18 protein-coding genes are annotated in these 21,632 nt (G+C 73.6%); 11 read left to right on the top strand and 7 right to left on the bottom strand.

The features are described from left to right. Nucleotides 1-13: 13 nt before the first annotated feature. Nucleotides 14-1,462 carry a DHA2 family efflux MFS transporter permease subunit gene (locus AB0J71_RS12690; RefSeq protein WP_364414133.1) on the bottom strand — a complete coding sequence of 483 codons (1,449 nt, stop codon included), beginning with the start codon at nt 1,460-1,462 and terminating at the stop codon, nt 14-16. Nucleotides 1,463-1,561: 99 nt separating this feature from the next. Between AB0J71_RS12690 and AB0J71_RS12685 the strand changes: the two genes are divergently transcribed. The 3 genes from AB0J71_RS12685 to AB0J71_RS12675 all read left to right on the top strand — a co-directional run bounded on the left by AB0J71_RS12685 (nt 1,562) and on the right by AB0J71_RS12675 (nt 4,849). Continuing rightward, entirely contained in the window at nt 1,562-2,290 is a 729-nt protein-coding gene (locus AB0J71_RS12685) for a TetR/AcrR family transcriptional regulator C-terminal domain-containing protein (protein ID WP_352323441.1), read from the top strand. A gap of 62 nt (nt 2,291-2,352) precedes the next feature. Next, on the top strand, nt 2,353-3,744 hold the full coding sequence (locus AB0J71_RS12680; protein ID WP_352323442.1) for an MFS transporter: 1,392 nt from the start codon (nt 2,353-2,355) through the stop codon (nt 3,742-3,744). Nucleotides 3,745-3,844: 100 nt separating this feature from the next. Further along, a complete protein-coding gene (locus tag AB0J71_RS12675; protein WP_352323443.1) occupies nt 3,845-4,849 on the top strand; it encodes an enolase C-terminal domain-like protein in 1,005 nt (334 codons plus the stop codon). 38 nt (nt 4,850-4,887) lie between these two features. Here the strand turns inward: AB0J71_RS12675 and AB0J71_RS12670 are convergent, their stop codons facing one another. Beyond that, a complete protein-coding gene (locus AB0J71_RS12670) occupies nt 4,888-5,862 on the bottom strand; it encodes a BtrH N-terminal domain-containing protein (RefSeq protein WP_352323444.1) in 975 nt (324 codons plus the stop codon). Nucleotides 5,863-5,966: 104 nt separating this feature from the next. Here AB0J71_RS12670 and AB0J71_RS12665 point away from each other — a divergent pair, with 104 nt between their 5' ends. Beyond that, nucleotides 5,967-6,848: an alpha/beta hydrolase gene (locus AB0J71_RS12665; RefSeq protein ID WP_364414131.1), complete on the top strand. Its 882-nt coding sequence runs from the start codon at nt 5,967-5,969 to the stop codon at nt 6,846-6,848. Here the strand turns inward: AB0J71_RS12665 and AB0J71_RS12660 are convergent. Further along, nucleotides 6,834-7,106 (bottom strand): hypothetical protein, encoded by a 273-nt coding sequence (locus AB0J71_RS12660; RefSeq protein WP_352323446.1) that lies wholly within the window; start codon nt 7,104-7,106, stop codon nt 6,834-6,836. The genes AB0J71_RS12665 and AB0J71_RS12660 overlap by 15 nt on opposite strands. Before the next feature lie 72 nt (nt 7,107-7,178). Next, nucleotides 7,179-8,609 carry an LCP family protein gene (locus tag AB0J71_RS12655; protein ID WP_352323447.1) on the bottom strand — a complete coding sequence of 477 codons (1,431 nt, stop codon included), beginning with the start codon at nt 8,607-8,609 and terminating at the stop codon, nt 7,179-7,181. Nucleotides 8,610-8,752: 143 nt separating this feature from the next. Here AB0J71_RS12655 and AB0J71_RS12650 point away from each other — a divergent pair, with 143 nt between their 5' ends. Together AB0J71_RS12650 and AB0J71_RS12645 are read left to right on the top strand one after the other, a co-directional pair. Next, on the top strand, nt 8,753-9,622 hold the full coding sequence (locus tag AB0J71_RS12650) for an enoyl-CoA hydratase-related protein (protein WP_352323448.1): 870 nt from the start codon (nt 8,753-8,755) through the stop codon (nt 9,620-9,622). Between the two features lies 1 nt (nt 9,623). Further along, nucleotides 9,624-10,541 carry an alpha/beta hydrolase gene (locus tag AB0J71_RS12645; RefSeq protein ID WP_352323449.1) on the top strand — a complete coding sequence of 306 codons (918 nt, stop codon included), beginning with the start codon at nt 9,624-9,626 and terminating at the stop codon, nt 10,539-10,541. Here the strand turns inward: AB0J71_RS12645 and AB0J71_RS12640 are convergent. Continuing rightward, entirely contained in the window at nt 10,514-12,007 is a 1,494-nt protein-coding gene (locus AB0J71_RS12640) for a prolyl oligopeptidase family serine peptidase (protein WP_364414129.1), read from the bottom strand. The two genes, AB0J71_RS12645 and AB0J71_RS12640, sit on opposite strands and share 28 nt — an antisense overlap. A gap of 107 nt (nt 12,008-12,114) precedes the next feature. Between AB0J71_RS12640 and AB0J71_RS12635 the strand changes: the two genes are divergently transcribed. Further along, a complete protein-coding gene (locus AB0J71_RS12635; RefSeq protein ID WP_364414127.1) occupies nt 12,115-13,224 on the top strand; it encodes an exonuclease SbcCD subunit D in 1,110 nt (369 codons plus the stop codon). Continuing rightward, entirely contained in the window at nt 13,225-16,752 is a 3,528-nt protein-coding gene (locus AB0J71_RS12630) for an AAA family ATPase (protein ID WP_364414125.1), read from the top strand. Here AB0J71_RS12630 and AB0J71_RS12625 read toward each other — a convergent pair. Continuing rightward, nucleotides 16,745-17,794, bottom strand: coding sequence for a LacI family DNA-binding transcriptional regulator (locus AB0J71_RS12625; protein ID WP_352321480.1), 1,050 nt, complete (start codon nt 17,792-17,794; stop codon nt 16,745-16,747). The two genes, AB0J71_RS12630 and AB0J71_RS12625, sit on opposite strands and share 8 nt — an antisense overlap. A gap of 74 nt (nt 17,795-17,868) precedes the next feature. Here AB0J71_RS12625 and AB0J71_RS12620 point away from each other — a divergent pair, with 74 nt between their 5' ends. Beyond that, nucleotides 17,869-18,063 carry a hypothetical protein gene (locus AB0J71_RS12620; RefSeq protein ID WP_364414123.1) on the top strand — a complete coding sequence of 65 codons (195 nt, stop codon included), beginning with the start codon at nt 17,869-17,871 and terminating at the stop codon, nt 18,061-18,063. 116 nt (nt 18,064-18,179) lie between these two features. Here AB0J71_RS12620 and AB0J71_RS12615 read toward each other — a convergent pair whose 3' ends face one another. Beyond that, nucleotides 18,180-18,803, bottom strand: coding sequence for an HAD family hydrolase (locus AB0J71_RS12615; RefSeq protein ID WP_352321485.1), 624 nt, complete (start codon nt 18,801-18,803; stop codon nt 18,180-18,182). A 129-nt stretch (nt 18,804-18,932) separates the two neighbouring features. On the opposite strand from AB0J71_RS12615, the gene AB0J71_RS12610 reads away from it, so the two are divergent. Both AB0J71_RS12610 and AB0J71_RS12605 read left to right on the top strand, forming a co-directional pair. Next, nucleotides 18,933-20,222, top strand: a complete 1,290-nt coding sequence (locus AB0J71_RS12610) for an MFS transporter (protein WP_364414121.1) — start codon at nt 18,933-18,935, stop codon at nt 20,220-20,222. Between the two features lie 74 nt (nt 20,223-20,296). Continuing rightward, on the top strand, nt 20,297-21,613 hold the full coding sequence (locus AB0J71_RS12605; RefSeq protein WP_364414119.1) for an FAD-dependent oxidoreductase: 1,317 nt from the start codon (nt 20,297-20,299) through the stop codon (nt 21,611-21,613). Nucleotides 21,614-21,632: the final 19 nt, after the last annotated feature.

The raw sequence follows: 21,632 nt of genomic DNA, 5'->3' as shown, positions 1-21,632 counted from the left end.
GCCGGGGCAGCGCTCAGTGGCCGGCCTGTTCGGGACGGGCCCTGCGCGGCATGAGGAACGACAGGGCGAACGTCACGGCCAGCAGCCCGACCTCCACCCAGACGGTCACCTGCATCGCCGAGCCGAAGCTCCACTCGTGCTTGAGCAGGTTGAAGAAGAGCGTGCCGAGCACGGCGGTGCCGAGCGCGCCGCCGAGCTGCTGGACGGCGGTCATCGTGCCCGAGGCCGACCCCGACTCGTGCGGCTCGACGCCGGCCAGCACGATGTCGAAGAACGGCGCCATGGTCAGGCCCATGCCGATGCCGACCAGCGCCAGCCCGGGGGCGAGCTGCCAGACGCCGACGTCGGTGCCGGCCAGCTGGATGGTCACCCCGAGCACGGCCGCGCCGGCGGCCATGACGGCCACGCCGATCTGCAGCAGCCCGCGGCCCAGCTTCTCCTGGAGCCCCGACATGGCCAGGCCGAAGCCGAGCACGCCGCCGACCGCCTGGGGGAGGCTGGCCAGGCCCGCCTTGAGCGGGCTGAAGTGCAGGCCGGCCTGCATGTAGATGCTGAAGACCAGGCTGAGGCCGATCATGCCGGAGAAGAACGCCAGACCGGCCACCAGGCCGCCGGAGAAGGCCCGCTTGCGGAACAGGCTGGGGGTGACCAGCGGGTCCTTGCCGGACGCGGCGCGGCGCGACTCGTACCTGCCGAACAGGGCGAAGACGACCAGCGAGGCGGCCATCGAGACGAACGTCCAGGCGGGCCAGTCGAGCTCGCGGCCCTGGATCAGCGGGTAGATCAGCAGGAACCCGGCGACCGAGACCAGGCCGACGCCGACCAGGTCGAGCCTGGTGGCGTTCGAGAGGCGGAACTCGGGCAGGAAGCGGATGCCGGCGACGGCGGCGGCCAGGCCGATGGGCAGGTTGATCAGGAAGATCATGCGCCAGCCGGTGCCGAAGAAGTCGGCGTCGACCAGCCAGCCGGCCAGCACCGGGCCGCCGACCGACGAGATCGTCATGACGGGCCCGAACATGCCGAACGCCTTGCCGATCTCCTGCGGCGGGAACATCTCCTTGATCAGCCCCAGCCCCTGCGGCAACATCACGGCGCCGAACAGGCCCTGCAGCACCCGGCTGGAGATGAGCATCTCGGGGCTGCCCGCCACTCCGCACAGCAGCGAGGCGGCGGTGAAGCCGAACGCGCCGATGAGGAACATGCGCTTGCGGCCGAACAGGTCGCCGAGCCGCCCGCCGGTGACCAGGCCGACGGCCATGGCCAGCGTGTAGCCGGCGCCGAGCCACTGCACGAGGCTGTCGCTGCCGCCCAGGTCGGCGCGGATGGTGGGGGCGGCGATCGTGGTGATCAGCGCGTCGAGCAGGTCCATCACCTCGGCGGCCAGGATCACGAAAAGGGCGGCCCAGCGCCACCGGTAGGGCGCGACGGCCTCCGTGGCCTGCCCCGCATTGGTCACTGTCACAGGAACTCCTTCAGAACGCCGTTCTTAAGTACGAACACTGTTCGTTTACGAACACTGTTTTAGTGGCGAACAGCGTTCGTGTCAAGTACAGTGTTCGCCATGGGGAGCAAGGAAGAAGTCGTGCCGGTGCCGCCGTGGCGCAAGTCCCGCAAGCAACCGCAGATCAGGCGGCAGCTCAGCCAGGAGCTCATCGTCGAGACCGGGCTGCGCGTGCTCGACGCCGAAGGGCTCGACGCGCTCAGCATGAGACGCGTCGCCCAGGAGCTCGACACCGGCCCCGCCTCGCTGTACGCGCACGTGGCCAACAAGGAGGAGCTGCTCGAACTGGTCTACGACCGGGTGCTCGGCGAGATCCGGCTGCCCGAGCGCGACCCGGCCCGGTGGAAGGACCAGCTCAGGTCGTACGCGCTGGAGGTCTACCGGGTGCTGAACAGGCACGCCGACGTCGCCAGGGCGGCCCTGGCGAACATCCCCTCGGGCGGCAACTCCCTGCGCACCGGCGAGTTCGTCTATGGGCTGCTGGTGGAGGCCGGCATGCCGCCGCGCGAGGCCGCCCTGTGCCTCGACCGCCTGTCCCTCTACCTCATCGGCGACGCCTACGAGGGCTCGGTGCACATCAGCCGGATGCGCGCCGCCGGCATGTCCTCGCAGGAGGAGTACTTCGCCTCCTTCGTCGGCCAGGTCGCCGACTACTACCGCGCCCTGCCCCGCGACCGCTTCCCCTACCTGGTCGAGCACATCGACGACCTGGTCGCCGCCGGCGGCGAGGAACGTTTCCGCTACGGCCTGGAACTGATGCTCGACGGCATCGAGTCGCGCATGCCTTAGGCCCAATTGCCTAGGCCCCGCGCCCGATGTGCCGAACCGGGCCTCCTCGTAGCTTTACGGTCATGACTACGACTGTTGATCCGATCGAGGACGTCGCCCCGGCCCCGGCCGGGGTGTTGTCCGCGCGGTACCGGGCGCTCAGCGTCGGCCTGGTCGCGCTCGTCATGCTGGTGGCCTTCGAGGCGATGGCGGTGGCGACCGCGATGCCGATCGTGGCCCGCGATCTTGACGGCATGCCCCTGTACAACCTGGCCTTCAGCGCCACCCTCGCGGCCAGCGTGATCGCGACCGTGCTCGGCGGCAGGTGGAGCGACGTGCGGGGGCCGGTGCAGCCGATCGCCGTCGGCGTGGTCGCCTTCGTCGCCGGGCTGCTGGTCGCCGGGTTCGCGCCGACGATGGAGGTGCTGGTCGCCGGGCGGTTCATCCAGGGGCTCGGCGCCGGGTTGATCCAGGTCTCCCTGTACGTGCTGGTCGCCCGGGTCTTCCCGGGGGCCATGCATCCCAAGGTGTTCGCGTTGTTCTCGGCCGCCTGGGTGGTGCCCTCCATGATCGGACCGGCCATCGCCGGGTTCGTCGTGGAGAACGTGAGCTGGCGGTGGATCTTCCTCGGCGTCTCCGCGCTGGTCATCCCGGCGGCGCTGCTGCTGTGGCGCGGCACCGCGGGCCGCTCGGCCGAGCGCGGCTCCGCCGAACCCGCTCCCGGCATCGGCCGCAAGCTCGTCTGGGCCACGCTGACCGCCGTCGCCGCCGCTCTCATCCAGTACGGCAGCGCCGCGAAGCTGGACGGCCTGCCGCTGCTCGTGGCCGGCGTCGTCCTGCTGGCCGTGGCCCTGCCCAAGCTGCTGCTGCCCGGCTCGCTGCGCGCCGCCCGCGGCCTGCCGTCCGCCCCCGTGCTGCGCGGGCTGGCCTACGGCTCGCTCATGGCCGCCGAGGTGCTCATCCCGCTCATGCTGATGAAGGAGCGCGGCCTGACCGCCACCGGCGCGGGCGTCGTCCTCACGGTGGGGGCGCTCGGCTGGTCCACCGGCTCGTGGATCAAGGGCCGCGGCACGATCAGCCACATGACCGCCATCCGCGGCGGCGCCGCGATGATCGCCGTCGGCATCGCGCTGGTGTCGCTCGTGCTCGTCGACTCCCTGCCCATCGCGATCGCCTACGTCGCCATGGCCATCTCCGGCCTGGGCATCGGCGCGCTGCACCCCACGGTGTCCGTGCTGGTGCTGGAGATGTCCAAGGAGGGCGAGGAAGGGCAGAACAGCGCGGCCGTGGGCGTCGGCGAGTCGGTGTTCACCGTCGTGGCCGTCGCCGTCAGCGGCGCCCTGTTCACCGCCACGGGCGAGAACTACGCCGTGGGGCTCGGATTCACCGTCGTGCTCGCCGTCCTGGCCTTCGTGCTGGCCCCCCGTTTTGTGCAGTCCGCCAAGGCAGGCACTATGGAAGGGACCGCGTCATAGTGATGAGAACGTCATAGTGCTGAGAACGCTGCCAAACGCATCGGCGTGGATGGCCTTCACCAGGCGCGACGACTCTCTCGTCATGGCTTAAGGGGGGTTCATGCCGCGAGTGCGGGAGCTGGAGGTCTTCCGGCTGGTCCTGCCGTACGGCGCGAGGTCGGAGAGCCTGCTCGTCAAGCTCACCGACCACGGCGGCATGACCGGCTGGGGCGAGGCCGTCTCGCCGGAGCCCAAGGCCTGGTCGCGGCTGGAGGAATCGCTGGCCGCGCTGCTGATCGGCGTCGACTGGGAACACCCCGACGCCGTGCCGAGCGGCGATCCGGCCGTCGACATGGCCTGCTGGGACCTGTGGACCAGGATGCGCGGCGTGCCGCTCGCGCACGCGATCGGCGGCACCCGTACCTCGGTGATGGCCACCGTGCGCCTGGCGCCCGACCCGTCCGTCGAGAGCCTCGTCGCCCGCGTCAACCAGCAGGTCTGCGCCGGTTACGGGCACGTCACCCTCGACATCAGGCCCGGCTGGGACGTCGAGCCGGTACGCGCGGTGCGGCGGGCCTACCCCGCCCTGACCCTGGCCGTCGACGGCGGCAACGCCTACACCGACCTCGGCCAGCTCGTCGCCCTCGACTCCTACGGCCTGGAGGTCATCGAGCGGCCCTTCCCGCTCGGCGACGTGCACGCGCACGCCGCGCTCCAGGACGACGTGGCCGCCTCGGTCGCCGTCGAGGTGCGCTCGACCGCCGAGCTGGACGACTACCTGACCCTGCGCGCCGCCAGGGTGCTCCTGCTGCGCCCCACCGCCTTCCCGTCGTTGTCGGAGGCCCGGCGGGCGCACGACCGGGCCGCCGCCGCCGGCTGGGACATCCAGTGCGCGGGCGGCCAGGGAGCCGGCCTGGCCAGGGCGGCCACGGTGGCGGTCGCCAGCCTGCCCGGCTGCACGCTGCCGTGCGACGTCACCCAGCCGCCGAAGCAGAACCAGATCGTCACGCCGCTGGTGGGCGCGAACGCGGGCGTCATCGCCGTCCCGCTCACCCAGCCCGGGCTGGGCCACACGATCGACGAGACCCGCCTCGTCCGCCTGGCCAAGGAGTCCTTCCACGCCTGACCGGCCCGCCTGATCGCCACCGCTGACCCTCAGTCCGGCTACGCGGCCTCGTACAGCGTCTCCATGGCCAGCCGTTCGCGCACGGCCAGGTCGTACAGCAGCGCCCCCGCCTGGTCGAGCGGCTGCTGCCGGCCGGTCTCCCCGGCCTGGGCCAGCAGGTCGGCCACCTCGCTCCACTTGGGCGCCAGCGCCATGTACGCCTGGCAGGCCGTCTCCAGGGCCTTGCCGGGCGCGATCATCTGGGCCTCGGCCAGGAACTCGGTGTAGAGGTTGCGGAAGAACGCGCCGCCCGTGCCGCCTCGCTCCATGAGGTTGGCCGTACGCGTGAGCTGCGCGGTCGGCCCGCGCTCCAGCCAGGTGGGGATGAGCGCGGCGGCCTGCTCGATGCCCCGGTAGCCGACGTTCCTCATCGCCGGGTTGAGGAAGGCGGCGGCGGTGGACCGCACGGCCGTCCTGACGGCCTGCGGCAGGTCGGGCTCGGCGCACGGCCCCAGCGTGTACGACAGGTTGTGCGCCGTCATCGGCCCGGTCGCCGCGCGGGCCCGTTCGAGCGAGTCGAGCGGGACGCGGTTGCGGGTGCCGTGCTGGGCGGTGTCCACGAGGTGGGCGTGGCCCTCGTCGTAGCCGATCATCGCCACGTAGTGGCCGCCGAAGTGGTAGGGCGTCCGGACGTAGTCGAGGTGGTAGCAGTCGAGCCGGATCCCGACGGGGGCGCCCTCGTCGAGATGGCGGCGGACGTTCGACCAGGCCGTGATGGGGGAGGAGGTCTCCTGCGTGTCCAGCGTGAACCCGAGCGCGGCGGCCAGCTTCTCGGTGAGCGCGTGCGGCTTGACCCGCCCGCCGATCAGCGGGACGTCCAGCGAGCCGCTGTCCCAGTAGATGAAGCTCAGCCCTTCGCCCAGCCCGAACAGCATCGCCTCCGACAGCTCCACGCCCGCGTGCCGCAGCAGCGTGCCGGCGGTGGTCGTCTCACAGTGACGCCCTTCGAAGGGCGGAACGAGATCGATGAGCACAAGCCCAGTGTGCAGGATGACCTGCGGATTCACCTGTCGGGTGACCCGGCGTGCCACGGAAAACCGGTGGAAGCGCCTACAGGTGCGCACGGGATGATGGGCGCATGGACATCGTGGTCGAACCTCCTTCCCGCACGGGCGCCGAACGGCTGCCCGACGGCCGCCTCCTGGGCTGGGCCGAGTGGGGGCCGCCGGACGGGAGGCCCGTCCTGCTCTCCCCTGGCGCGGCCACCAGCCGCCGGCTCGGCATGGGCGCGGCGGCCCCCGACGACCTCGGCGTGCGCCTGATCTCCCTGGACCGGCCCGGTCTGGGCGTCTCCACCCCGGCGCCGGGCCGCACGTTCGCCCACTTCGCCGCCGACGTCGGGGTCTTCGCCGGGCTGCGCGGCCTCGGGCGTCCGGCCATGGTCGGCAACTCGCAGGGCGCGCCGTTCGCGCTCGCCTGCGCCGCCGCCGGCGTGACCGGCGCGCTGGCCCTGGTCTCGGCCGCCGACGAGGTGGCCGACCCGCGCTTCGCCGGCGCGCTGCCCGCCGAGCTGCGGCAGTTGTCGGACCTGTCCACGCACGACCCGCAGGCCGCCGAGCAGATCTTCGCGGGCTTCACCCCGCAGGCGATGTGGGACCTGGTGATGGGCGGCAGCCCGGCCTGCGACCTGGCCGTCTACCAGCGGCCCGAGTTCGCCGCCGGATACCGCGAGGCGCTGGGGGAGGCGTTCGCGCAGGGGCCGGCCGGTTACGCCCGCGACACCGTCCTGGCGATGGGCCGCTGGGGCATCGACCTGTCGTCGATCACGGCGCCGGTCGACGTCTGGTACGGCGAGCTCGACGCCACCCACTCGCCCGACCTGGGGGAGGGCCTGACCGCCCGCATCCCGGGAGCGGTGCGGCACGTCGTGCCCGGCGCCGGGGGCGCGCTGCTGTGGACGCACCCCCACCGGATCCTGCGCGCCCTGCTGGACCGCAGCCCCGCCTCAGCCCACCGGTGAGTCCTGGGCGAAGGTGATCACCATGTAGCGGCCGTTGGAGTAGCTGACCACCGGGCGGCCGAGCAGCTCGCCCACCTTGCGGGCGACCCCCTGGAACACCTCCACCAGCTCGGCGCTGTCGGCGCTCACCCTGAACCGCCCGTTCTCGGTGAGCTGCTGGGCCACGAGGGGGACGAAACCGGCCTCGGCCCGCACTCTCTCCTCGGCGTCGAGAGGGGTGCGCCGGACGGCGGGTGAGCTGCCGAGGGGGTGGGACATCGCGAATCTCCTCCAGGTTTGCCGGTGCCCCCCCAGCATGCCATCCGTGACCGGGTCGTCAGGGCGTCCGGCTCAACCCGCTCCACATCCCTCGGTGAGCCCCTTGGTCGGCGGCGCGGATGGCTTGCCGGACTTCCGGGGAGAGGAACCCTCGGTGGCCGACGCCGTGGCCGACGGGCTCGCCGAGGCCGCGACGGCGGATGTCGCCGCGGCCGAGTCGCGCACGGCCTTGGCGGTCAGCCGGCGGATCTTGTCCCAGTCGGGGTAGCCGGTGCGGATCAGCGGCGGCACGAACTGCAGGCTCGTCACCTTCGCGTTCTTGACCTTGAGCGCGAGCGGCACCAGGTTCGTCAGCATCGAGCGCGGGATGTCGGTCCTGATCAGCTCCTTGGTGGCCAGCGCGATCCGGTTGAACCGGGCCAGCACGGTAGCCGGGTCGGCCTGGTCCAGCAGCGCGCCGAGCACGCAGCGCTGCCGCCGCATCCTGGTGTAGTCGTCGCTGAAGGTGCGGGAGCGGGCGTACCACATCGCGTCGGCGCCCTTGAGCTTCCTGGTGCCGGCCTTGACCAGGCCCTCGTTGTACTTGCCGAACACCACGTCCTGCTCGACGGTGAGCGTGATGCCGCCGATGGCGTCGATGAGCCGGGCGAAGCCCCACATGTTGACCAGGGCGTACCAGTCGATCTTCAGGTCGAGGGTGTAGCCGATGGTGTCCATGAGCACCTGCGGGCCCTGCTGCCGGCGGCCGCCGAAGATCTCCGGGTGCGCGTCGGCGTACTCCCAGACGCTGTTGAGCAGGTCGCTGCGGCCGCCGCCGGGGTCGGGCGGCAGCCGGAAGCCGTCCGGGAACCGCTGGGCCATGGGCGTGCCGGGGCGGAAGCGCACGTTCTCCAGGTTCCGCGGCAGGCTGACCAGCACGGTGTTGCCGGACTTCACGTCGATGCTGGCGACGTTCATGCTGTCGGTGCGCACGCCGGTGCGGTTGTCGTCGGCGTCGCCGCCGAGGAGCAGGATGTTGACCCGGTCCCGCCCGGCCCACGGGTCCTGCGGCGGCTCCTGCCCGGCCGGGACGGCGGGTTCGGCCGGCTCGGGGCCGGTGAAGATGTCGCCGAGGGTCTTCTGGTACGTCCACACGTTCTGCGCGACCAGCCCGAACGGCACCACCACGGCGACGGCGAGCAGCCCCGCGAGGGTGCCGGCCAGGATCTGGCCGTTCTGCGGCAGCCGCCCGGGACGCAGCACCACGAAGGAGTGCACGATCACCGCGAACCAGGCGACGCCCAGCGCCGCGGCTCCGACGACGATCGCGGTCAGCCACGAGTCCTGGGTCAGCGCGCCCAGCAGGTTGTCGGTCGTCAGCGCCAGCGCCAGCAGCGCCAGCAGACCGGCGAAGTAGCACGACAGCAGGATCAGGCCGGCCGTGCGCCGGCCGGCGCGCAGATGCGCGGCCCCTGGCGCCAGCGCCGAGAGCGCCAGCCAGCCGAGGACCGCTCCCGCGCTCACCGGTTCCTTACCCTGCACGCCATCCCCGTTTCCCGAACTCCACCGTAACCCGCAGGCACGGACAGCGCGGGCAGCCTACGCATTGGATGCGAAATATGTCTTTATCGGAGGATGAACATCGGAAACCGAATAAGATTCGGGTCATGGCCTTCTCCGAGATCGAGTACCACGTGGCCGATCGCGTCGCCACCATCACCCTGTCTCGCCCCGAGCGGCTCAACGCCTTCACCCTGACCATGCGCGCCGAGCTGATCAGCGCGTTCGACCTCGCCGACGCCGACGACGACGTGCGCGCGGTGGTCGTCACGGGGGCCGGGCGGGCCTTCTGCGCGGGGGCCGACTTGGGCGGCGGCGGTGGCACGTTCGGCCACCGGGCGCAGGCCGAGCCGGCCGAGCTGGTCGAGGGCGCGCCGCGCGACGGCGGCGGCACGGTCGCGCTGCGGATCGCCGCCTCGCTCAAGCCGGTCATCGCCGCGATCAACGGCCCGGCGGTGGGCGTGGGCGTCACGATGACGCTGCCCATGGACGTCCGGCTGGCCGCCGAGAGCGCCAGGTTCGGGTTCGTGTTCGCCCGGCGCGGCATCGTCACGGAGGCGGCGTCGAGCTGGTTCCTGCCGCGGGTGGTCGGCATCTCCAGGGCCATGGAGTGGGCGGTGACCGGCCGGGTCTTCCCCGCCGCCGAGGCGCTGGAGGGCCGCCTGGTGTCGCGGGTGCTGCCGGACGAGGAGCTGCTGCCCGCCGCGTACGCGCTGGGCCGCGAGATCGCCGACAACACCTCGGCCGTCTCCGTCGCCGCCGTGCGCAGGCTGATGTGGTCGGGCCTGTCGGCCGCCTCGCCGTGGGAGGCGCACGCCGCCGACTCCCGGCTCATGGCCGAACTCGGGGGCGCGGCCGACACGGTGGAGGGGGTGACGGCGTTCCTGGAGAAGCGCCCGGCCGACTTCCCGATGAAGGTGAGCACCGACCTTCCGCCCGGCGTCCCCACATGGCCGGACAATCCATATTCTGTCTGATATGTACGAGATCACCGTTCTCCCCATGCAGCCCGACTTCGAGGGCGAGGTCGTCGCGACCCTGATCTCCAGGAAGACCGGTTCGCGCAGGGCGGTGCTCTACGTCCACGGGTTCACCGACTACTTCTTCCAGGACCATCTGGCCGACCACTACGTCCAGCGCGGCATCGACTTCTACGCCCTCGACCTGCGCAAGTACGGCCGCTCACTGCTCCCGCACCAGACCAGGGGGCTGATCAGGAGCGTCACCGACCACTTCCCCGAGATCGACGAGGCAGTCCGCCTCATCCGCCGCGACCACGACGAGCTGACCGTCAACGCCCACTCCACCGGCGGCCTGATCGCCGCGCTGTGGGCCGACCGGGTCCGCGGCCGGGGCCTGGTGCAGGGGCTCGTGCTCAACAGCCCGTTCCTCGACCTCAACGTGCCGGCCCCGCTCCGGCTGGCCGCCGACCTGCTCAAGACCCCGATGTCCTACGTCCGGCGGCCGCTGCCCCTCGGCATCAGCACCGCCTACGGCCAGAGCCTGCACCGCACCGAACAGGGCGAATGGGACTACGACCTGGAGCTCAAGCCGCTGGTCGGGTTCTCCGTGCACGCCATGTGGCTGGCCGCCATCCGGCGGGCCCAGCGGCGGCTGCACCGCGGGCTGGCGGTGGACGTGCCGGTGCTCGTCCTGGCCTCCTCCACGGGCCTGCGGGTACGCGACTTCGTGCCCGAGGCGCGCTCGGCCGACATCGTGCTCGACCCGGAGCACATGGCCCGCTGGGCCACCTCGATCGGCCCCCACGTCACCTGCGTGCGCATCCAGGACGGCGTGCACGACCTGGTGCTGTCGGCCGAGCCCGCGCGCAAGCAGGTCTTCGCCGAGCTCGACCGCTGGATGACCGCCTACCAGGGGAACGAGAACAGGCCGTAGTAGGCCGCCGCCACCAGGAGCAGCCCGGTGCCGCCGAGCACGCCGCCGATCGCCACGTACTGCCACCGGGTGGGCTGCATGCCCTCGCGCAGCGCCGACACGTACGCGGCCACCGCCGTGACCTCCTGGATCAGCATGAGCGCGGCCAGCACGCGGACCACCAGCCAGCCCGCCAGCACGGCCGGCCAGGCGCCCGCCTGGTTCACCGAGAACAGCACCAGCAGCATGATGAACGCCACGACCGAGGCCAGCAGGCCGAGGCCCGTCCACGCCATCCTGCGCAGCCTGCGCCTGATCGGCGGCCACAGCCGGGCGTTGGTCTCGACCGGCTGCCTGCCGTGCCCGCGCAGCCGGACGACCATCGCCGCCACCGGGCCCGCCACGTACCCGACGGCGGCCAGGCAGACGGTCAGCCCGAGCATCGTGCCGCCCGCGTACCAGGGGGCCGCGGGCACGTCGCTGGCCTCGAAGCGCTGGACCGGCGTGCTGCCCGCCATGTGCACCGACGGCCTGGCGGTGCCCGGCAGGCCGGTGATCCAGTTGGCCAGCGTCTCCAGGTAACCCTTGGTGAACGGGCCGCCGTTGACCCGCATCGCGTGGTCGCCCTTGTCCATGAAGCGGATCGTGTACCGGTCGTTTCCCGCCTCGCCGAGCGCCGTGACCAGCGCCTTGGTGGACTCCACGAAGGGGATCGAGGGGTCGGTCGTGCCGTAGAACGCCAGGACCGGCTGCCTGACCTGGCGTAAGGCCGGCATCGCGTCGTAACGCAGGAAGGTGAAGCCGACGCCGCCCATCGCCCTGGTCAGCAGGTCGCGGGCGCCGATGGGGGCGTGCAGCCGCAGCAACTGCTCGTTCAGGGCCCAGGCGACCTGCCGCAGCGGCGAGACGTTCGGCGAGGAGACCAGCACCGCGAAGCCCACCGCTGCGCTCTTGGCCGCCGCGATCGGCACGACCCAGCCGCCCTCGCTGACCCCCCACAACCCGACCCGCGAGGCGTCCACCTCCGGCCGGGTGCGCAGGTACTCCACCATGCGCAGCGCGTCGTCGGCCAGCAGCCCGAAGTCGCGGTCGCGGAAGTCGTAGTCGACCGTCCGCTTGTCGAACGCGATCGTCGCCACGCCCGCCCTGGCCAGGAACTCCGCCTGCGGCGTGAACTCCGTCCGCGACCCGTTGCCCGACCCCGACACGAACACCATCGCCGGGTGCGGGCCGGGCGAGAGCGGCACGCGTAAGGTGCCCTCCAGGCGCTGGCCCTCGGCCGGCAGCGAGATCTCCTCCCGCCGCACCGGGGTGGCCGCCACCACCGGGCGCAGCTCCTCCGCCGGTTGCGGGGGAATCGCGGCGAACGCCGGATCCGCCTTCAGCGGCGGCGGGTCGAACGCGGGCGGCAACACGTAGCCGACCGACGCGAGAGCCACCAGCACCAGGCCGGCGGCGACGCTCAAGGTGCCACGGCCAGTGCGCATCGGCCTCCCCATGTGCGTTGGTTTGCCCGCCGATCATCCAGCCTACTCCCGGCTTCTGTGACAGGAGGGGCCGCATTTGTCGGTGAGAGATGTTAGCTTCCTGCGACATGCGGATCCTGCACACCTCCGACTGGCACCTCGGGCGCTCCTTCCATCGGGAGAGCCTGCTCGGGGCGCAGGCCGCGTTCGTCGACCACCTGGTCGAGACGGTGCGCGCCGAGCGGGTCGACGTCGTGGCCGTCTCCGGCGACGTCTACGACCGCGCCCTGCCGCCGGTCGACGCGGTGGCCCTGCTCTCCGACGCGCTGGCCCGCCTGCGCGCCGCCGGGGCGCGGGTGGTGCTGATCAGCGGCAACCACGACTCGGCGCTGCGGCTGGGGTTCGGGTCGGCGCTGTTCGAGTCCTCGGGCGTGCACGTCCGCACCGAGCCCGCGCTGTCGTGGGAGCCGGTGCTGGTCGGCGACGTCGCCTTCTACGGCATCCCCTACCTGGAGCCCGAGCTGGTGCGCACCCCCTGGCAGCTGCCCGATCGCGGCCACACCGCCGCGATCTCCCACGCGATGAGCCGCGTGCGCGCCGACGCCGTCCGCCATCGGGCCGCCGTCGTGCTGGCCCACTGCTTCGTGACCGGCGGGCAGGCCAGCGACAGCGAGCGCGACATCAGCGTGGGCGGCGTGTCCCACGTGCCCCTGTCGGCCTTCGACGGCGTCGACTACGTCGCCCTCGGCCACCTGCACGGGCGGCAGCGCATGTCCGAGACCGTGCGCTACTCCGGCTCCCCGCTGGCCTACTCCTTCTCCGAGGCCGGCCACGTCAAGGGCTGCTGGCTGGTCACGCTCGGCTCGGGCGCCGAGTTCGTGCCCGCGCCCGTGCCCCGGCCGGTCGGGCGGCTCCGCGGCGACCTCGACGACCTGCTCACCCTGCCCGCCTTCGCCGCCTACGAAGACCACTGGCTGCAGATCACCCTGACCGACGCCGTCCGTCCCAAACAGGCCATGGACCGGCTGCGGGCCCGGTTCCCGCACGCCCTCGCCCTGTCGTTCGAGCCGGTGGGCGCGGCGCCCGCCGCCGGGCCGGTGAAGGTCAGCGGGCGGCCCGAGGCCGAGGTCGCCCTCGACTTCGTCCGCGAGGTGCGCGGCGAGCCCGCCGCGCCCGAGGAGGAAGACCTGCTCAGACAGGCGGTCGAGGCGTCGCGGATGAAGGAGACGACGGCGTAGATGCGGCCCCACCGGCTCTCCCTCACGGCCTTCGGATCCTTCCCCGGCACCGAGACGGTCGACTTCGACGCCCTCACCGAGGCGGGCCTGTTCCTCATCCACGGGCCCACCGGGGCGGGCAAGACCACGATCCTCGACGCGCTCTGCTTCGCCCTCTACGGCGTCGTGCCCGGCCAGCGCAACAGCGCCCGCAGCCTGCGCTGCGACCACGCGCCCGCCGGCACCGGCCCTTCGGTGACGCTGGAGGTCACGATCCGCGGGCGTTCGCTGCGCATCCGGCGGTCGCCGGCGTGGCAGCGTCCCAAGCTGCGCGGCACCGGGTTCACCGAGGAGAAGGCCAAGGTCGTCGTCGAGGAGCGCCGCGGGGCCGCCTGGCAGGGGCTCACGACCCGGCTCGACGAGGCGGGCGACCTGGTGGGCGGGCTGCTCGGGATGAACGCCGAGCAGTTCTGCCAGGTGGTGATGTTGCCGCAGGGTGACTTCGCCAAGTTCCTGCGCGCCGACGGCGACGACCGCGCCCGGCTGCTGGAGCGGCTGTTCACCGTCAAGGTGTTCACCGAGGCCGAGGCGTGGCTGGCCGAGCGGCGGCGGGCCACCGGGCGGGAGGAGCAGGAGCTGGGGCGCGAGGTCGCCTTCGCCGTCGAACGCCTGGAGGAAGCCGCCGGCCCCCTCCTGGCCTCCGCGTCGGACGGCGGTGGCGGGGACGGGGGGCTGCCGTCGGCGGCGGACGATCCGCTCGGGTGGGCCGGCGCGTTGCTGGACGCGGCGCGGGCCGTCGTCCAGGGGTGCGAGGAGCGGCACGCCGCCGCCGGCGACGCCGTACGCGCGGCGCGGTCGCGGTTCGAGCAGGCCGCCGCCCTCGCCGAACGCCGCCGCCGCCACGCCGAGGCCCTGACCCTGCGCCGCACCCTCGACGAGCGCGCCGACGAACGCGCCGACCTCCAGGCCGTCATCGACGACGCCGCCCGCGCCGACCGCGTGCTCCCGCTCATCACGGCCGCCCGGCAGCGCGCCGAGGCCGCCGCGAAGGCCCGCGCCATGGTCGCCGACGCCCTGGCCCGTGCCCGGCCCCTGCTCACCCGCCGCCCCGCGCAGAGCGTCGAGGGGCCGGCGGGTGGCGCGGAGCCGTCGGTGGAGGAGCTGGAGGGCCTGGAGCGGGAGCGCCGGGCCGAGCTGGCCCGCCTGTCGGAGCTGCTCACCGAGGAGGCCCGGCTGTCGGTCGTCCGGCGTGACCTGTCGCGGGTGCAGCAGGAGCTGGCCGAGCTGGTCAGCGCCGACGAGACCGTCGCCGCGCGGCTGGCCGTCCTGCCCGGCCTGATCGCGGAGGCCGAGGGCAGGCTGGCCGACGCGCGGGTGGCCGCGGCGCGCATCCCGGCGGCCCAGGCCGTCCGCGACGCCGCCGCCGACCTGATCGACGTCGACCGGGAGCTCGGCGCGCTGGCCGGTGAGCTGGAAGCGCTGGCCCAGCGCGAGGCCGAGGTGGCGGCGGCCGAGGCCGAGCTGCCCGCCCGGCTGGCCGCGGCGGGCGCCGCCCTGGCCGAGGTGCGCGCCGAGGCGGCGGCCGTGCCCGCCGCCGCCGCCCGGCTCGACGCCGCCCGTTCCGTCCTGGAGGCCGCGCATCGCCGCGACGCCCTCGCCGCCGAGCTGGAGTCGGCCGCCGCCGCCCACCAGGTCCTGGTCGACCGCGCCCAGGAGACCCGCGAACGCTGGCTCGACCTGCGTCAGGCCAGGATCGACGGCATGGCGGCCGAGCTGGCCCGCGACCTGACCGACGGGCGTCCGTGCGCGGTGTGCGGCTCCGAGCACCATCCCGTGCCCGCCGCCCCGGCCCCCAGCGCGCCCTCGCCCGACGACGAGCACGCCGCCGAGACCGCCCACGAGGCGGCCGCCGCCGACCGGGAGGCCGCCGAACGCGCCCTGGCCTCGATCGAGTCCCGGCTCGCCGACGCCTCGGCGGCCACCGAGGGGCTGTCCGCCGACACCGCGGCCGGGCGCGTGCTCGCGGCCGAGGAGGAGCTGGCCCGGCTGCGGTCGGTCGCCGACCGGGAGCCCGCCCTCGCCGACGCGCTCGACCGCCTCGAAGGCGAGCGCGACCACGTCCGCGACCGGGCCCGGGAGATCGCCGAGGCGCTCGCCGCCCACCACGCCCACCGCACCCGGCTCACCGCCGAACGCACCCGCCTGCACACCCGTCTCACCCAGACCCTGCACCCCGAGACCGTGCACGCGGAGCGCCCGCTCGCGGCGGATGCCAGCCCTGAGACCCTGGGGGAGCTCGACGGGAGGCGGGTGCTGGCCGCGGCCGAGGAGGAGGTGCGGCGGCTGGCGGCGGTGGCGGCCAGGGAGGCGGGGCTGGCGGCCGAGGTGGCCGCGCTCGGCCGCGAACGCGCCGAGCTTGAGGAGCGCGGACGCCGCATCGCGGCGCGGGTGGCGGCCGGCCGTACCAGACATGAGGAGCTGAGCGCGGACGCCGGGCGATTGGGCGCGCGGCTCGACGCGGCCAGGGGCGGTGACCCGACCCTGACGGCCCGCCTGTCCAGGCTCAACGACGAGGCCGAGCTGCTGCGCGAGGCGCTGGAGGCCACCAGGGCGGCGGTCGCGGCGGCCGCCGAGCTCGACGCCGCGGCCGGGGCGGCCGGGCGGGCGGCGGCCGAGGCGGGCTTCGCCGACGTGCGGGAGGCCGAGGAGGCCTACCGGAGCCCGGCCGAGCGGGAGGGCAAGGCGGAGCTGCTGCGGCGGCTCGACGACCAGCACGCCGCCGTCACCGCTCTGCTCGCCGACCCTGAGCTGATCGCCGCGGCCGCCGAGCCCGCGCCCGACCTGGCGGCCGCCGAGGCCGGCAGAGACGCCGCGGAGGAGGCGCACACGCGGCTGGCGAGCGAGCGCGACCGGGCGGCGGCCAGGGCCGCCCGCCTCGCCGAGCTGCGCGAGGAGCTGGCCGCACGCATCGAGCGGTGGCGTCCCGCGGCTGAGCGGCACCGGCTGGCCGAACGCATGGCGGCGCTGGCCTCGGGCACGTCCGGCGACAACCAGTGGAACATGAGCCTGACGTCGTTCGTGCTGGGCGAGCGGCTCCGGCAGGTGGTCGACGCCGCCAACGAGCGCCTCGACCACATGTCGTCCGGCCGCTACCTGCTCCGGCACGACCTGCGCAAGACCGCCGGATCCCGCGCGCGCTCCGGCGGCGGCCTGGGCCTGAAGGTGGCCGACGCCTGGACCGGGGTCGACCGCGACCCGGCGACCCTGTCGGGCGGCGAGAGCTTCATCACCTCGCTCGCGCTCGCGCTCGGCCTGGCCGACGTGGTCACGGCGGAGGCGGGCGGCGCGGAGGTCGGCACGCTGTTCGTGGACGAGGGCTTCGGCACCCTCGACGAGGACACCCTCGACGACGTGCTGGACATCCTCGACGGGCTGCGCGACGGCGGCCGCGCGGTCGGCATCGTCAGCCACGTCGGCGAGCTGCGCACCCGGATCCCCGTGCAGCTCAAGGTGGGCAAGACCCGCAGGGGCTCGACCCTGGTCAGCTAGGCGGCGGCGCGGTCGAGGCCCGCACGACCAGCTCGTACGGGAACAGCCGCCGCTCCGGCCGGGCCGCGGCCCCCGACAGCAGCAGCCGCCCGGCCGCCTCCCCGATCTCCTGCTTGGCCTGCCGGATCGTGGTGAGCCCCGCCTCCTGCGCCGCGCTGTCGGAGAACCCGACGACCGACAGCTCGCCCGGCACGTCGAGGCCCAGGTCGGCGGCCGCGTCGAGGACGCCGAGGGCCAGCACGTCGGTGTTGGTCAGGATCGCGGTGGGCCGGGGGTCCAGCCGCAGCAGCGCGTGGCCGGCCTTCCTGCCCGCCTCCCGCGAGTTCCTGGCGACCTCGTAGAAGGGCACGTCGTCCCAGTCGAGGCCGGCCTGCTCGCAGGCCGTCTGGTAGCCGCCGCGCCGGGCGCGCATCGCCGCGAACACCGCGCCCTCCTGGCGGGCGCGGTCGGCCCAGCCGGTGTGGCCGTCGTCGTGCAGGCCGACCATCGCCACCGCGACGCGCCGGTGCCCGAGGCCGAGCACGTGCGCGGCGGCGGCGGCCCCGGCGGCCGGCTCGTCGATGCCGACGAAGGGGTGGCCGGGCACGTACGGCTCGTCCACCACCACGACGGGCAGCTTCCTGGCCAGCACCTCGGCCAGCGCCGGATGGCCGTCGGGCAGCGAGACCACGCAGAACGCGTCGACCACCGCGTCGCGCACGGTGTCGCTGCGCCGGTCGCCGTGCGGCAGCGGCAGGATGAGCAGGCCCACGCCCGCCTCCTCGGCCGCCGTGGCCAGCCCCTGGAAGAACCCGAGCGCGTACGGGTCGGCGAAGGCGTAGGCCAGCGTCTCGCTGAACAGCAGGCCGAGCGCGCCGGCGCGACCGAGCCGGAGCGAGCGCGCCGTCGGGTTGGGGCCCGCGTAGCCGAGCTCGTCGGCCACCTCCAGGATGCGCCGCCGCAGCCCGTCGCTGAGCTGGTCGGGCCGGGAGAAGGCGTACGACACGGTGGCGCGGGACACGCCGAGCCTGTCGGCGATCGTCTGCAGGGTGACCCTTGCCATCGTCCAACCGTATCGAACGCCTTGCCGGTGCGTTCTTAATTGATTAAGGTCTTAATTGATTAAGGAGGAGAGACATGGATGCCATGCAGGTTCTCGCGCACCGGACGGCGATGGGGTTCCGCGGCTCGCTCGACGCGGCCCTGCCAGGGGCGCCGCACAGGCGGGATCCGGAGCGGGCCGCCGTACGGGCGCGGCTCGCACACTCGCTGCGCCGCGCCGCCGACCGCCTCGACCCCGCCTGCCCGCCTGCCCGATACGGCGAGGCGTGACCGGGGCGGTGGGGGCGTCCGGGGCCGTCGGGAGGACGGTTGTCAGGGCGGTCGCGGCCAGGGTGCCGCGGCCAGGGTGGCGCGGGTGAGGTGAGCGGCCGCTTCCGCGGCGGGGGTCAGAGGGCGGCGATCAGGTCGGGGATGGTGGTGGGGTCGTGGAAGAGGGTGGCGCCGAGGCCGGACAGGCGGGCGGGAGGCGTCAGGCCGCCCGCGAACGCCAGGCAGCGCATCCCCGCGCTCATCGCCGCCTGCACCCCGAACGGGCTGTCCTCGACCACCACGCACCCCTCCGGCGCGGCCCCCATCGTCGCCGCGGCGTGCAGGAACAGGTCGGGGGCGGGCTTGCCGCGGGCGACGTCCTCGGCGCTGAAGACGCGGCCGTCGAAACGCCGGGCCAGACCGGTCAGCTCCAGGCTGTTGCGGACGTTGGCGTGCCGGCCGTTGGAGGCCACGCAGTAGGGGATGTCCAGGCGGTCGAGGGCGGCCTCGATGCCCTCGATGGCACGCAGCTCGGCCTCCATAGCGGCCAGGTACTCCTGGGTGATCTGGTCGTGCCAGCCCGGGGGCGTCTCGCCGACCTGCTCGTCCCAGTACTCGTTGCTGCAGCCGACGAAGCGCTCGGCGTACTCGGTCTCGTCGATCGTCCAGCCCAGGCGGCGCAGGGCGGCGGTGCCCACGCGTACCGAGATGCGCTCGCTGTCGACGAGCACCCCGTCACAGTCGAAGATGACCAGTTCCACGGCCAAGGTGCGTTCCTCCCGAAAGGTGACATTCGCCGTCGAATCTATCGGGCGGCTGTGTGACATTGCGCAGGTGGTAGCGTCGTTGTACCGCTTGACAAGGTGTCAGTCCGGACAGTGAGCCGCGAAGTGAAGACTTCCCCCCGGGCCTCCGCGCCCAGCACGACCAGGATCGCCATGGCCAGCCTCATGGGCACCGCGATCGAGTTCTACGACTTCTACATCTACGGGACCGCCGCCGCGCTGGTGCTCAACACCGCGTTCTTCTCCGGCATGGACCCCGTGGCCGGCCGGCTGGCCGCGTTCTCGACGTTCGCGGTGGCGTTCGTCTCGCGTCCGCTCGGGTCGGCGGTGTTCGGCCACTGGGGCGACCGCGTCGGGCGCAAGTCGATGCTGGTCGTCTCGCTGCTGGTGATGGGTCTGTCCACGGTGGCGATCGGCCTGCTGCCGGGGTACGCGGCCATCGGCGTGGCCGCGCCCGTGCTGCTGGTGCTGCTGCGCTTCACCCAGGGCATCGGCCTCGGCGGCGAGTGGGGCGGCGCGGCGCTGCTGGCCACCGAGCACGCCCCGCCCGGCAGGCGCGGTCTGTACGCGATGTTCCCCCAGCTCGGCCCCGCGGCCGGGTTCATCGTGGCCAACGGGCTGTTCCTGATCCTCGGCGAGACGCTGACCGACGAGCAGTTCGGCGGCTGGGGCTGGCGGCTGCCGTTCGTGGCCAGCCTGCTCCTCGTGGTCGTCGGCCTGTACGTGCGGCTGCGGATCTCCGAGACGCCGGTCTTCCGGGCCGCACTCGACCAGCGCCGCATCGCCAAGGTGCCGTTCGCCGGGCTGATGCGCCACCAGTGGCGGCGGGTGCTGCTCGCCGCCGGGGCGATGACCGTCGCCTACACGCTCTTCTACACCGCCACCACCTACTGCCTGTCCTACGGCACCGCCACCCTCGGCATCCCGAAGACCACCATGCTGACCCTGACCATGATCGGCGTGCTGTTCATGGCGGCGGGCACGGTCGTCTCGGCGGTGGTCAGCGACCGGCTGGGCCGCCGCCGCACCCTCCTCACCGGCACGGCCGTCGCCGTCGCGTGGGGGCTGGTGATGTTCCCGCTGATGGAGACCGGGTCGGTCGTCCTGGCCGGGGTGGCGCTGGCCGGCGCGCTCGGGCTGATGGGGCTGATCTTCGGGCCGATGGGGGCGTACCTGCCCGAGTTGTTCAGGACGGAGTTCCGCTACAGCGGCGCCTCGGTCGCCTACAGCCTCGGCGGCGTGCTGGGCGGGGCGGTGCCGCCGCTGGTCGCCACCAGCCTGCAGACGAGCGGCCTCGGCGTCATGGGCGTCGGCCTCTACGTCTCGGCGATGGCCCTGCTGAGCCTGCTCTGCCTGCTCGCCCTGCCGGAGACCGGTGACATCTCGCTGCGATAGGCCGGGTTTTCCTGTCACATCCGCCGGGGCTGTCCCGTCCTCCTGGTGAAGAACCTGATGAGGAGGAGCGGACGATGAGCAAGCACATTCTGATCGTCGGCGGTGGATATGTCGGGATGTACACGGCCCGCGGGCTGCGGCGGCTGATCCGGTCGGGCGAGGTGACGGTCACCGTGGTCGACCCGCGGGGGTACATGACGTACCAGCCGTTCCTGGCCGAGGCGGTCGGCGGGACGATCGAGCCCCGCCACGTCGTCGCCCCGCTCAACCGGGTGCTCAAGGGCGCGCGCGTGCTCACCGGCCACGTCACCCGCGTCGACCACGAGGCCCGCACCGCGCGCTTCCAGCCGGTCCAGGGGCCGGCCAGGACGCTCACGTACGACATCCTCGTGATGGCGGCCGGGTCGATCACCCGCGCGCTGCCCATCCCGGGGCTGGCCGAGCACGCGGTCGGGTTCAAGAGCCTCGGCGAGGCCGTGCACCTGCGCAACCACGTCCTGGCCCAGCTCGCCGCGGCCGCCTCGACCGACGACCCGCTGGTGCGGCGCAGGGCGCTGACGTTCGTGGTGGTCGGCGGCGGGTTCTCGGGCGTCGAGGCGCTGGCCGAGATGCAGGGGCTGGCCGACGAGGCCCTGCGCTACCACGACGGGATCGAGCCCGCCGACCTGAGCTGGACCCTGGTCGAGGCGACCGGCGGCATCCTGCCCGAACTCCACCCCGACCTCGGCCGCTGGACCGTGGACGCGCTGCGCGCCCGCGGCGTGGACGTGCGGCTGGAGACCCGGCTGAACTCGGCCGAGGGCGGCGTGGCCCGGCTGTCGGACGGCACGTCGCTGGAAGCGGGGACCCTGGTGTGGGCGGCCGGCGGCCGGCCCAGCCCGCTGGCCGCCGACAGCGGGCTGCCCGTGGACGAGGCCGGACGGCTGCGGGCCACCGAATACCTGACGGTGGCCGGCCTGGAGGACGCCTTCACGGCCGGCGACGGCGCGGCCGTGCCCGACCTGACCCGTCCGGGCCGGTTCACCGCGCCCAACGCCCAGCACGCGGTGCGCCAGGCCAAGCTGCTCGCCCGCAACATGGCGGCCCATGTCAGGGGCGGCCGGCTGAAGGCGTACCGGCACGCGTACCTGGGGTCGGTGGCCGGGCTCGGCCACCACCAGGGCGTGGCGCAGGTGCACGCGATCCGGCTGACCGGGTTCCTGGGGTGGCTGGCGCACCGGGCGTACCACCTGGCGTGGGTGCCGACGTTCAACCAGAAGGCGCGGGTGCTGGCGGACTGGGGGCTGTCGATGGTGTTCCGGCGGGAAGCCGTGCAGCTCACGGCCGTCGAGCACGCCGGGGAGGACTTCCGCCGGGCCCTGACGGCCGGCGACCTCGGCCGCGCCGCCTGAGCCGGCCGCCCCGCGCCCG

Source organism: Nonomuraea sp. NPDC049637 (assembly GCF_040675235.1).
Classification (GTDB): domain Bacteria; phylum Actinomycetota; class Actinomycetes; order Streptosporangiales; family Streptosporangiaceae; genus Nonomuraea.
This window is presented reverse-complemented; position numbering and strand designations above follow the sequence as displayed.